General features: G+C 51.8%; 11 protein-coding genes and 1 pseudogene. 3 read left to right on the forward strand and 9 right to left on the reverse strand.

The window, feature by feature from the left end; all coding sequences use genetic code 11:
* Positions 1–38 precede the first annotated feature (38 nt).
* From cueR to HNQ57_RS08965, 7 genes are all read right to left on the reverse strand, one after another.
* The gene (gene cueR / locus HNQ57_RS08935) at positions 39–455 is read right to left on the reverse strand and encodes a Cu(I)-responsive transcriptional regulator (RefSeq protein ID WP_184462367.1); all 417 of its coding nucleotides are present in this window, start codon (positions 453–455) and stop codon (positions 39–41) included.
* A gap of 1 nt (position 456) precedes the next feature.
* Entirely contained in the window at positions 457–2,928 is a 2,472-nt protein-coding gene (locus HNQ57_RS08940) for a heavy metal translocating P-type ATPase (protein ID WP_184462368.1), read from the reverse strand.
* An 11-nt stretch (positions 2,929–2,939) separates the two neighbouring features.
* Positions 2,940–3,212: a heavy-metal-associated domain-containing protein gene (locus HNQ57_RS08945; protein WP_184462369.1), complete on the reverse strand. Its 273-nt coding sequence runs from the start codon at positions 3,210–3,212 to the stop codon at positions 2,940–2,942.
* Positions 3,213–3,285: 73 nt separating this feature from the next.
* Entirely contained in the window at positions 3,286–4,440 is a 1,155-nt protein-coding gene (locus tag HNQ57_RS08950; protein WP_184462370.1) for a sulfate/molybdate ABC transporter ATP-binding protein, read from the reverse strand.
* A 27-nt stretch (positions 4,441–4,467) separates the two neighbouring features.
* The gene (cysW, locus tag HNQ57_RS08955; protein ID WP_184462371.1) at positions 4,468–5,328 is read right to left on the reverse strand and encodes a sulfate ABC transporter permease subunit CysW; all 861 of its coding nucleotides are present in this window, start codon (positions 5,326–5,328) and stop codon (positions 4,468–4,470) included.
* Positions 5,325–6,194 carry a sulfate ABC transporter permease subunit CysT gene (cysT, locus tag HNQ57_RS08960; protein ID WP_184462372.1) on the reverse strand — a complete coding sequence of 290 codons (870 nt, stop codon included), beginning with the start codon at positions 6,192–6,194 and terminating at the stop codon, positions 5,325–5,327. Before cysT ends, cysW begins: the two co-directional genes overlap by 4 nt.
* Before the next feature lie 41 nt (positions 6,195–6,235).
* Complete coding sequence (locus HNQ57_RS08965) at positions 6,236–7,267, reverse strand: sulfate ABC transporter substrate-binding protein (protein WP_226968326.1); 1,032 nt, start codon at positions 7,265–7,267, stop codon at positions 6,236–6,238.
* A 193-nt stretch (positions 7,268–7,460) separates the two neighbouring features.
* On the opposite strand from HNQ57_RS08965, the gene HNQ57_RS17705 reads away from it, so the two are divergent.
* The 3 genes and pseudogenes from HNQ57_RS17705 to HNQ57_RS08980 all read left to right on the forward strand — a co-directional run.
* Positions 7,461–9,032 carry a sigma-54 interaction domain-containing protein gene (locus HNQ57_RS17705; protein WP_221301632.1) on the forward strand — a complete coding sequence of 524 codons (1,572 nt, stop codon included), beginning with the start codon at positions 7,461–7,463 and terminating at the stop codon, positions 9,030–9,032.
* 332 nt (positions 9,033–9,364) lie between these two features.
* The gene (locus HNQ57_RS08975; RefSeq protein ID WP_184462373.1) at positions 9,365–10,189 is read left to right on the forward strand and encodes an SHOCT domain-containing protein; all 825 of its coding nucleotides are present in this window, start codon (positions 9,365–9,367) and stop codon (positions 10,187–10,189) included.
* A 107-nt stretch (positions 10,190–10,296) separates the two neighbouring features.
* Positions 10,297–10,928, forward strand: a pseudogene (locus HNQ57_RS08980) (efflux RND transporter permease subunit); the annotation flags it as partial.
* Positions 10,929–11,016: 88 nt separating this feature from the next.
* On the opposite strand, the gene HNQ57_RS08985 reads toward HNQ57_RS08980, so the two are convergent.
* The gene (locus HNQ57_RS08985; RefSeq protein ID WP_184462374.1) at positions 11,017–11,319 is read right to left on the reverse strand and encodes a P-II family nitrogen regulator; all 303 of its coding nucleotides are present in this window, start codon (positions 11,317–11,319) and stop codon (positions 11,017–11,019) included.
* 3 nt (positions 11,320–11,322) lie between these two features.
* Entirely contained in the window at positions 11,323–12,267 is a 945-nt protein-coding gene (locus HNQ57_RS08990; RefSeq protein ID WP_184462375.1) for a sodium-dependent bicarbonate transport family permease, read from the reverse strand.
* Between the last annotated feature and the right edge of the window lie 148 nt (positions 12,268–12,415).

The raw sequence follows: 12,415 nt of genomic DNA on the forward strand, positions 1-12,415 counted from the left end.
AAAGACAAGTTCGATATGTTTGCGATCTAACACTAATACTAGGTCTTTTTAGTGCTAGCGCCAACACATGGTTGCTCTAAACCTTGAAGTATGGGGCACTCGGCACGGTCATCACCATGGCACTCGGTAGTTAAGTTCTGCAAAAGGTTCCGCATGGCGCTGAGTTCGGCAATTTTGTCATCCAGTTCTTTTATATGGCTTAGCGCAAGGGCCTTTACGTCGCTACTCGCGCGCTCGCGGTCTTGCCACAGCGACAATAACTGCTTTATTTGATCCAAAGAAAAACCTAGTGAGCGGGCGCTTTTAACAAAACTCAGCGTATGTAGGTCATTTTTTGAATAAATACGGTAGCCCGCGGGGCTGCGGTGAGATTGGTCAATGAGACCAATCCCCTCGTAGTGCCTGATCATTTTTGCCGATATGCCGCTGGCTTTGGCGGCTTCACCAATATTCATCTCAGGCTCCTTCCTTCTCATTGTTTGAGCTAACGCTGTCTGGTCTCCAGCGTTTCAATAGTAGGGCATTGCTGACCACGCTCACGCTGCTAAAGGCCATCGCCGCACCGGCTATAACGGGACTTAATAAGCCAAACGCGGCCAGCGGGATGCCGATAGCATTATAGATAAAGGCCCAAAAAAGGTTTTGTTTAATCTTACGGTAACTGCGCTGGGAAATCGCAATCGCGTCCGCCACCAGTGCTGGGTCACCGCGCATTAAGGTAATACCTGCGGTGTGCATAGCAACGTCTGTACCGGTTGCCATGGCAATGCCAATATCGGCCGCGGCGAGGGCAGGGGCATCGTTTATGCCGTCGCCGACCATGGCGACAACGCGGCCTTCGCTGCGCAGTTGGCTGACTTTCTTAGCCTTGTCATCGGGCAAAACATTGGCGATAAAATCGCTCAGGCCTAATTTTTTGGCAACTGCGCTGGCGCTGCCTTGGTTGTCGCCGGTGAGCATAATCGTTTCTATTCCCTTCTCGCGCAGTTGCGCGATGGCCTGGGCAGCGGAGGCTTTGATCTCGTCGCCAAAGGCCAGTAAACCAATCAGTTGTGGACTAGCACCTTCAACCGCCAACCATGACAGGGTATTGCCTTGGGCTTCTAAGTCTTCGGCGGTTTGTGCTAAATCGCCAAGATCAATATTCAGCTCTTTCATTAAGCGCGTATTGCCCAGACTTAGTTGCTGCCCATTAACATGGGCACTCACCCCGCGACCGGCCAAGGCTTTGGCATTACTGGCTTGGTCAACGCTGATATTTTGTTCCTCGGCTCTCGCCATAACCGCTTTTGCCAGTGGATGGTCGCTGCCGGATTGCACGGCGGCCGCAAGGCGAATTAATTCGCGCTCATCGCCATTTACAGCCTTGGTGGCGGTAAGGCTTGGTTTGCCCACTGTTAACGTGCCGGTTTTATCGAAAATCACCGTGGTGGTTTTGTGGGCGATTTCCAGCGCTTCAGCGTCTTTGATCAATATGCCGTATTTTGCTGCCACGCCAGTACCGGCCATGATCGCCGTGGGCGTGGCTAAACCAAGTGCGCAGGGGCAGGCGATAACCAATACCGCTACCGCATTGATTATTGCGCCTTGAATATCGCCGTTATAAATCCACCAGGTGACCAAGGTAGCGAGGGCAATAATTAACACCACCGGTACAAACACCGCGCTGACTTGATCTACCAAACGTTGGATCGGCGCTTTGGCGGCTTGGGCATTTTCGACCATGCGAATAATGCGAGATAGAGTGGATTCGCTGCCGATTGCGGTGGTTTCAATCAGTAAGACGCCGTCGGCATTGATCGCGCCGCCGGTGACCTTATCGCCCACGTCTTTGCTAACCGGCAGGTTCTCGCCAGTGAGCATGGACTCGTCGATGTGGCTGGAACCTTCTTTAATCACGCCGTCTACTGGGATTTGCTCGCCGGGTTTTACAATAACCAAATCGCCGCTGCGAATATTCTCGACGGCCACTTCCTTGTCACCATTCTCGCCACGAACTCGCGCGGTGGCGGGACGCAGGGATTGCAGGGCCTGAATGGCCGCTGTGGTTTGGCGTTTGGCGCGGCCTTCTAACCATTTACCCAGCAGCACCAAGGTAATAACAACCGCAGAGGCTTCAAAGTAATAGTGGCCGCTAGCATGGCCGCCGCCATGCGCCTGCTCCGCAAAATACGGGCGCACTAATTCAAACACACTCAGGCCGTAAGCGGCGCTGGTGCCGAGCGCGACCAGTAAATCCATATTGCCGGTTTTGGCTTTAATCGCGGCCCAGCCAGCGCGGTAAAAGCGCGCGCCCAGCCAAAACTGTACCGGTGTCGCGAGTAGAAATTGCAGCCAGCCCGGCGCCATCCACTGACTGCCAAACACGCTGAAAACCATCGGCAAAAATAAGGGCGCCGATAAAATGGCGCCAATAATAACGGCGCGGGCTTCTTTATTGGAGGCGCTGTTTTGTGTATCTGATTTTACCTTGGCGTGCTCAGTGTCTAGCGATGCTTGGTAACCCGCATTGCTGACGGCCGCGATTAATTCGGCGCTGCTAATGGCATCTTTAGCAATTTCAATATTGGCGATTTCTGTTGCTAAATTTACGCTCACCGCAAGCACACCGGGTGTTGCTTGCAAGGCTTTTTCAATTCTGCCAACGCAAGAGGCGCAGCTCATGCCGTCAATGTTAAGGCGAACCGTGCTAGTACTTACATGGTAGCCCGCATTTTCAACTGCCGCGCTCAGTTGTTCGCTGGGCACCGCTTTGGCTAAGGTAATTTGCGCCGTTTCGGTGGCTAAATTAACGCTAACGCTGGCAACGCCATCGACGGCGTTTAAGGCTTTTTCAATGTGGCTGACGCAGGAGGCGCAGCTCATGCCTTCTATGCCAAAGCGGAGTTTCTGCTGAGTCGAGTGGGTGTTAGGTGCGGCTGCAGTCATGGCTAGCTCCTTTACTCATGGTTAGCGAGTGCTATCGGTGACGCCTGATAGCCCGCCTCAGCAATGGCGGCAATGATGGTGTCGGAATCAATGTCGGCGTCGTTAACGATGATGTCTGCTGTTTTAGCCGCCAAATTAATCTCGATCCCGTCAATACCGTCAAGTTCATTGAGCGCGCGTGTGATCCTGCCTACGCAGGCGCCGCAGTTCAATCCAAGAATAGTCAGTTGCAACGTCGTTTTATTGTGAACACTGCTAGGGGTATTACGTTTAGATGCGCTCATGATTAAGCCCTCCGTTGATCGAGGCTTGATCATTGACCTTACCACAATGGTAAGGTCAAGGGCTTTATTAACATTATCCGGCGAGACGTTCGCGCTCTCTGCCAATGAGAATTGGCGCGCTGAGTTGCTCCCGTACTGGCGTGATTGTTTGCGGGGCAAACACGCTGAACTGCATTAAACGTAGCCGCAAGGTGGCGCCGGTCTGGAAACGGGGCACATCGTGATGTAAATGCGGCAACTCGACACGAAGGGTGGAATGGCTTTGGGCAAAAGTGCTATGTGCAAAGCTAACTTCGGCGCGCACAATTGGCCCGGTGCGTTGAATGCTATTTACCACCACGTCTATGCCCGCTTGCTCAGCGTCGGCAATGCGTAAATCGCTGGGGCGAACATAAACATCGACCGCGCCCTCATCCAGCACGGCAGTATTTGCCGTGCTTGGATAGGCACCGATTGCTGAGTCGCCAACATGCACTACGTCGCCCCGCCATTGCGCGGCGATAATATTGCTGTCGCCTAAAAAGTCGAATACCAGAGGCGAGGCGGGTTGTTCATAAACTTGATCGACACTGCCGAGCTGGGCGATTTCGCCTTTTTGCATAATTACCACCCGGTCGGCCAATTCTAGCGCTTCCTCTTGATCGTGGGTAACGAACACCGTAGTGACGCCGGTTTGCTGGTGCAAATCTCGCAGCCATTGCCGCAGTTCTTTGCGGACTTTGGCGTCTAGGGCGCCGAAGGGTTCGTCAAGAAGCAGGACTTTGGGGTCGATAGCCAAAGCGCGGGCAAGGGCCACACGCTGACGCTGGCCGCCAGACAATTGGTGGGGATAGCGATCTTCTAAACCGCCCAATTGCACTAGCTTTAATAATTCATCGGCGCGGGCGCGAATCGCTGCAGCGGGGCGACGAAAGGCGCGGGTTTTAACCCGCAGGCCAAAGCTCACGTTCTCGCGCAGGGTCATGTGCTTAAACAAGGCGTAATGCTGAAACACAAAACCAATTTGCCGCTCACGCAATGGGGTGTTGGCCATGTCCACGCCGTCAAAGTAAACGCTGCCAATGTCAGCGTTTTCTAGTCCGGCAATAATGCGCAGCAAGGTGGTTTTGCCTGAGCCAGACGGTCCAAGCAAGGCTAATAGTTCACCGGACTGAATATTAAGGCCAACGTTGTTCAAGGCTTTAAATTGGCCAAACTGTTTGCTTATGCCGCTTAATTGAATTTCCATTGTTTGTGTTTCCCAATAACGTCGAGATTAATGTTTTAAGCCGTGGGCTTTTTCAAGCACGGCTTTTATGGCCAGCGTCACGAGTGCCAAGGAGGCTAAAATCGAGGCCATGGCAAAGGCGGCGGCAAAGTTGTATTCGTTGTAAAGAATTTCCACGTGCAGGGGCAGGGTATTGGTTTCGCCGCGAATATGCCCAGACACCACCGACACCGCACCGAACTCACCCATGGCACGGGCATTACAGAGCAGCACACCATAGAGCAGACCCCAGCGAATATTGGGCAGAGTGACATGCCAAAACGTCTGCCAGCCATTGGCGCCGAGACTCAGGGCAGCTTGTTCTTCGTCGCTGCCTTGCTCCTGCATTAACGGGATCAATTCCCGTGCAATGAACGGAAAGGTGACAAAGATACTCACTAAAACAATGCCGGGCAGGGCAAACAAAATTTGAATATCGGTATCCTCTAGCAGAGGCGCCGCCCAGCCGCTGGCGCCAAACATCAGCACAAAGATCAAACCGGTGACCACTGGCGATACCGAAAATGGCAAATCAATCAGGGTGGTTAATAAGACCTTGCCGCGAAACTCAAACTTGGCAATTGACCAGGCTGCTGCGACCCCAAAAATAAGATTCAAGGGTACGGCAATCGCCGAGGCGATGATCGTGAGCCTAATTGCCGCTAGGCCGTCGGCATCGCTCAAGGCCTTGCCGTAGGTTTGCCAGCCATTGCGTAATGCTTCGGCGAACACGGTAAATAAGGGCAGTAGCAAAAACAGTATTAAAAAACTCAGCGCAATAGTCGTTAATACCCAGCGCGTGAGCTTGCCTTCACTAATAGCCGAATGGCCTGCCACTTTTATACTATTTTTCTGCGTAGACGGGTTCATGCGACAAACCCCTTATCTGGAGCAGCATTTACATTGCCCGAGCTAGCTTTATAACGCTGACTCCAGGCTTGTAAGGCATTAATGAGAATCAGCAGCACAAAGGAAATGAGCAACATGGCGGCGGCCACTGCGGTGGCGCCAGCGTAATCGTATTCCTCTAATTTAATTACGATCAGTAAAGGCGCCACTTCAGACACATAGGGCACGTTACCAGCAATAAAAATCACCGAACCGTATTCGCCAACGCCACGTGCAAAGGCCAGCGCAAAGCCGCTTAATAAAGCCGGCAGCAGGGTGGGGAATACCACGTGATACAGGGTTTGCCAGCGGTTGGCGCCAAGCGAGGCGGCGGCTTCTTCAAGCTCTTTTTCCAGCTCCCGCAACACTGGCTCTACACTGCGCACCACAAAGGGTAAGCCAATAAAGGTCAATGCGATCACAATACCAATGGGGGTAAACGCAATTTCAATACCGACCTTGTTAAACAAGTTGCCAAGCCAGCCGCTACCCGAGTAAAGGGTGCTTAGCGCTATACCGGCAACCGCCGTTGGCAGAGCAAAGGGTAGGTCGATAATGGCATCGAATAGACCCTTGCCAGTAAAGTCATAACGCACAAACACCCACGCGATAATTAAGCCAAACACCGCATTGATCATGGCCGCCGCTAAGGCAGTGGCGAAGGAGATCATCAAGGCGTGGGTCACCCGTTCACCAGAGATTAAATCCCAAAATTGCGCTAGACCTAATTCGGCGGTTTTAAAGAATAGACCCGACAGCGGAATAACGACGATCAGGGCGAGATACAGCACGGTATAAAATAGCGCTGGCGCAAAGCCTGGGAGCGGCGAGTTAGTTTTGAATTTCATACTGATTTCAGCCTTAGCCTTTATTGTTTAGGTCACAGTAATTAACGACGAGGCCGATAGAGTTGGTCAAACAAGCCGCCATCTTTAAAGTGCTTGGCTTGCACCTGCTCCCAGCCGCCAAATTCTTGGTTGATATTGACTAACTTGAGTTCGGGTAAATGAGGGATCTCCGCGCTGCTTATCAGCTCAGGTTTAGCGGGGCGGAAATAATGTTTGGCGATAATAGTTTGCCCTTGGGGGCTGTATAGATACTCAAGATAGCCTTGCGCAATAGTGGCCACGCCGTGCTTTTGGGCATTAGCAGCAACCACGGCAACCGGAGGCTCTGCCTTAATTGACAGCGACGGCAATACTATTTCGAATTTGTCGGCGCCAAATTCATTGAGGGCTAAATACGCTTCGTTTTCCCAAGTAATAAGCACGTCACCAATGCCGCGTTGGGCAAAGGTCGTGGTTGCAGCTCTTGCACCGGTGTCTAATACGCTGACCCGTTTGAATAAGGTGCTGATAAATTCTTCCGCAGCGGCATCACTGCCGTAGGCGTGTTTAGCAAACGCGTATGCGGCCAAGTAATTCCAGCGCGCACCGCCGGATGTCTTAGGGTTTGGTGTTACCACGCTAACGCCAGGTTTGATCAGGTCGGCCCAATCGTGGATTTTCTTCGGGTTGTTTTTACGCACCAGCAGCACAATGGTGGACGTGTAGGGGGCACTATTACTGGCAAGTTGCGATTGCCAGTTTTCCGGCAATTTGCCGGTTTGCTTGCTGATGACGTCGATGTCGTAGGCCAGCGCCAGCGTCACCACATCGGCGGATAAACCATCAATTACTGAGCGAGCTTGTTTGCCGGAACCGCCGTGAGACTGCTTGATGGCAATTTGGTCACCGGTTTTTTCCTTCCAGTAGCGACTGAACTCAGCGTTAAACTCTTGATACAGTTCCCGGGTTGGATCGTAGGAAACATTCAGCAAGCTGTAATCTTTGGCAATAGCCGTTGTGGTCGATAGCAAACTGGCGAGCACTAATGGCACAGCGAGGTGGGCGAACAAACGAGTACGGCGTGGCGTTTTCATTTACAGTCCTATAAAGCAGAAAATGGCAATTGGGATCTTATAGTCAAACTCTATGCCAGCTTTATTGGCGACGTTAAGGGTCTGTTTTATAAGCTTATTTTTATCTTCTTTTATGGCTTATAAAATAATTAGTCATATATGAAGTATTTATGCGCTATATTTAGCGTAATTTACGCCAAATAAGACGCTGAAAATGACTGTTCAAGCTGATAAGCACCTTCTTGCCCTGTGGACTGAAGCGGGAAAGCATGCCGTGCTTAGCGAGCTAATGCCGTCGCTTATTGCGGTGTTACGGGAAATAACGAGTATCGACGAGCTGTACTTATTTGCGTTTAACGGCGCCGATGAGTGGCGCTTAAGCGGTGGCTGGCGAGATGAGTATGTGCCCGAGATATTCACTCAGCGGCCGATTACTGAGGCCTCTGCATTAGAGACGATTCAGCGCTGGGCGCGCGCTACTGCACAGTTAAGTGAGCAAAGCGATGCCACGCATCGGGCTGCGCTCAGGATTCTGCTGGGCTCAGATTACGACGGGCGAATATCCGTGTTAATGCCGCTGCGGCGTGACACAGGCATGCTGGGTATTGCGGTCTTGGTATGCGAATCGGCATGCACGAGCAGTCAGTGCGAGCAGCTCATCGCCCTCGCCGAACCACTGCTGGCCTGCATCGAGAATGACCAACAACTCACCCATATTCAGCGCTTGCGGGTCAGAGCCGAGGCGGATCGCCAAAGCCTTTTGGGCCGTCTGGGGCTGCGTTCTATTTCAGAGAATATTGTCGGCGCCGATGGCGGATTAAAGCAGGTGATGCACCGTGTTAATCAAGTTGCGCCGAGCCCTGCTGGGGTCCTTATTCTAGGCGAAACTGGCGCGGGCAAAGAGGTCATCGCCCGCGCGATTCACGAGCGCTCGGCGCGCCACAACGGGCCGTTTCTGCGCGTTAACTGCGGCGCGCTGCCCCCTGAACTAATTGATTCCGAATTATTCGGTCACGAAAAAGGCAGTTTCACCGGTGCGCTTGCCAGCCGACGTGGTTGGTTTGAGCGGGCAGGGGGCGGCACTTTGTTCCTTGACGAGGTGGGCGAGCTTCCCCCTGCGGCGCAGGTGCGATTACTGCGTGTGTTACAAGACGGGATTATTCAAAAAGTCGGCAGCGAGCACGACGTGCAAGTCGATGTTAGGGTGATTGCAGCCACTCATCGCGACCTCCCTAAAATGGTACAAGAGGGCAGTTTTCGCGAGGATTTGTGGTATCGCCTCGCGGTGTTTCCGATCATCTTACCAACCCTGAATGAACGTCTTGACGATATTGAAGACCTCGCCAAGCATTTTATTCAGCGCGCCGCGATGCGCATGGGGGTGCCGGTGCCACCGTTGTCGGCAGCAGATGTGCGCAATTTAAAACGCTATAGCTGGCCAGGTAATATCAGGGAATTGGGCTCGGTGCTGGAGCGCGCAGTAATATTAGGTCATGGCGAGTATCTCGATTTAGAGATGGCGCTGGGCGCACCGTCGCCAAAGCTCAAAAGCCCTAACAAAAGTGAGGCAGCCGACCTTGTGAATAGCGTCAGCGACCCAGTAGATGAGTCGTTAGAGGCGGTGATTGCCGCGCATATTAAATACGTGCTCACCGACACCAAGGGCCGAGTAGATGGCCCCTTCGGCGCGGCCAAGCGTCTAGGTATTAATGTGAGTACCCTGCGCGCTAAATTGCGCAAATTGGGCATCGATGCCAATGCTTTCCGGTCCTCGTCGCGGGATTAAAACTACTCATATTCTGCTCAGTAATGGGGCATGACAGAGTAAGTATGGAGGAGGCCCTAGCGACTATGCTCAATTGAACACTATTTCTTCAAAGCTTATAGCTTTATGTAAAGCAAATGCCTATCATTTCATTTCTCTAGTCATACTTTCTTTAAGTCAATTTTTGACGCAGGCCCTGCCAAGGCTAGTTCTTATCACTGCACCGCCAATTCATAAGTGTCATATTTGCAGCGCTATACTAAAAGCCTGCCCACTAAAACATATTATTGCTGCTAGCGGAGTTTGCTGCCAGCGAGGCGCCAGATACGCCTTTTATCTAACAGGATGTTTTTATGCAAAAGCTCAGCAATGTCGGCGAAAATATCGTCAATAATATCGCCTCGCGTTACGGCCTAAGTTATGGCGCAGTTGTGCATATGCTTGTTGCAGTTAATAACGGTGGTGGCACTATGGCGCAATTCAATTGCCCAGAGCTTGGCGGCTCGGGGCAGTGGATGCGCGGCGGCATGACCATGGTTGGCGATATGTTCAATAATGGCCTAAAAGCCACTGTTAATAATTTATGCAGTGAGCTGGCGAATGCGCTGGCCAATAATCAGATGTTTCCGGTTGTTCCTGCGGGCACGCCTGGTAGTAATCAGTGGTGGCCAGCGGAGCTGGGCAGTCCGTTTAGTAGCGGCGCGCAAAATAACAGCCGTTATGCGGTTTTCCCTAATCGTCTTGCCGTGGAATTAAATGGTCAAGTCTCGGTATACGACACCCTTAATCACAATATTGGCGGGGTGAGCCAGCAGCAGGGCAATAATCAAACGCTAACGTTTACTAGCCAGTTCGGCAACATTGCGACCAATAACCTACCCTTAATTTCTGGTCCAGGAATGCAGCCTCCAGCCCAGACAAATTTTGCACAGCCTACTGAATTCAAACAAGCTCCGCCAAGCCAGCTTGCACCGCAAAATAATCCGCCGGCTAATCACAGCAATGCAAACTCCGGCAATTTAAATACCGCCAGCAACAACTCAAATACGAGCAATACCAACTACGATGTAAATCAAACCTTGGATTTGCTAGGCAAGTTGGCGCAATTGCGCGATGCCGGCGCCTTGTCTGAAGATGAATTCAATACAAAAAAAGCGCAGTTGCTCAGTAGAATTTAGCACTGCGTATTTTTTACCCAGAGATTGGATCGCCTAGTGGGTGTTTAATTTAGCTCTTAAGATGCTATGCTTTTGTCCTCGCCGCTAAATTTTTTGGGTTAGTATTTTTAGGCGGCTTTGTGGCCGAGGTGCAGCGCGAAATTGCGCAGCAGCTAACGCTTCCACCGAGCTATTGGCTAGAATACGGTGGCACCTTTGAGCAGCTACAATCCGCATCCCAGCGTTTAGCCTATTAGTGCCGGTCACATTGGTGATGATTTTTGCGCTGTTGATGATGACCTTTGGCTCAGCAAAAGATGCCGCACTGGTGTTTAGCGGTGTGCCGCTGGCCTTAACAGGCGGGGTTATTGCGCTATGGCTACGGGATATTCCTTTGTCTATTACCGCTGGAGTTGGCTTTATCACCCTGTGCGGGGTTTCCGTGCTGACGGGGGTAATGATGGTGTCGGCATTTATAGATGAACTAAAGCGCGGTACGCCAATAGACAAAGCGCTTCACGATGGCGCCATGCTCCGCCTAAGGCCGATCTTGATGGTTGCCCTAGTGGCGGCACTGGGCTTTTTGCCAATGGCGCTTAACACGAGTACGGGGGCTGAGGTTCAGCGACCGCTGGCAACAGTTGTGATAGGGGGCATTATCTCGTCGACGTTGCTCACTTTGTTTGTGCTTCCCGGCTTATACAGGCTGGCTTGGCGTAAACCCAAAGTGACCAATGAACGCGGCGATTTGCTGTCTTAAAAAATTGGAGGATCGCGGAGCCGCGACCCTCCCCACAAATAATAAGTTTTGCGGCAGGTTGGGGCTTAAAGTAGCGACTCAAATCGTGCTAAAACTTCCCTGGTCTAATCACTTCAACATCGCTCATAAACAGAATCATGGCGTAGTTGTCGTAGTAGGTTTCTTTTAGGTGGCTGGCAATCTGGCTGGCGATAGCCGCGTCGCTAACGACCTCAATCCGAATATTGCCGCTGGCATCCCAGGCGGCACTGCGACTACCTCGACCACCTTTGCCGCGGGCATCAGTAATGGTGTAGCCCTGCGCGCCGAGGCGCTCAATATCCTTGATTAAGATATTTTCTAGCGCCGCTTCGGTGACAATGGTTAAAAGTTTTTTTATGTTGTCGCTCATTATTTAAGCTCCAAAAAAAGCGTGTATGTATTCCGCCATCGCGTAATAAATGGGGATGCCGATGACCACGTTAAAGGGGAAGGTGATACCCAGTGACGCCGCCAAAGACAAGGTCGGGTTGGCCTCCGGTACCGAGATCCGCATTGCCGCAGGTACCGCGATATAGGATGCGCTGGCGGCGAGAATGGCCAGCATTGCGGTGCCGCCGACTGAAAATCCTAATAAACATCCGGTGCTCGCGCCAAGCACTGCCGACAGCATCGGCATGCTGATCCCGAATACGATCAGGAAAGGGCCGTATTTTTTAAGGCTGCCGACGTGCTTAGAGGTAATTAAGCCCATCTCTAAAAGGAAGAGCGCCAATATGCCTTTAAACAAATCAAAGAATAGGGGTTTGATTGAGGCCAGTTGTTCTTCACCGGCGATCCAGCCAATGAGCAGGCCACCAATCATCAGAATGATGCTCTTACCCAGCAGAACTTCGTGGCCAACTTGCGCCCAATTTGTCTGCTTAGAAAATCCCTTGGCGATCACTATGCCGACTAGAATGGCAGGGATCTCCAGCATGACCACAAACAGCGGCATTTGCTCCTCGTAATAAATGCCTCGGGCGCTCATATAGGCAACCGCAACGGCAAAGGTACCCATACTCACCGAACCGTAGTGCGCGGCGATTGAGGCGGCGTCGACACGACTGAAACGGCCTAGGTAACGTAGTAAGGGGAAGGCGATTAAAGGCAATACAATGCCGAGGGCAATCACCACGAGCATCTGCGGCAACAGTTCCAAAAAGGGCTGTTTGGCAAGTTCAATACCGCCTTTCATACCAATTGTTAGCAGTAACATAATGCTAACAAGGTCGTAAATGGCAGGGGGAAGTCGTAACTCAGAGCGGAGCAGGCCGGCACTGAGACCGAAGATAAAAAACAAAATGACGGGATCTATCATGTCACACCAAACCTCTTACTAGACGCTAGACTCGACAGGCTAGCGATTGCGCGCAATCTAGCGAATGGCAATAAAATATGCCAATGATTTCCATTGCTCAGGGCCTGAATAGCACTGGCAATATTCACAATAGCGCGGTCTGTAAATT

It is taken from the genome of Zhongshania antarctica, from assembly GCF_014202945.1.
Lineage (GTDB): Bacteria > Pseudomonadota > Gammaproteobacteria > Pseudomonadales > Spongiibacteraceae > Spongiibacter > Spongiibacter antarcticus.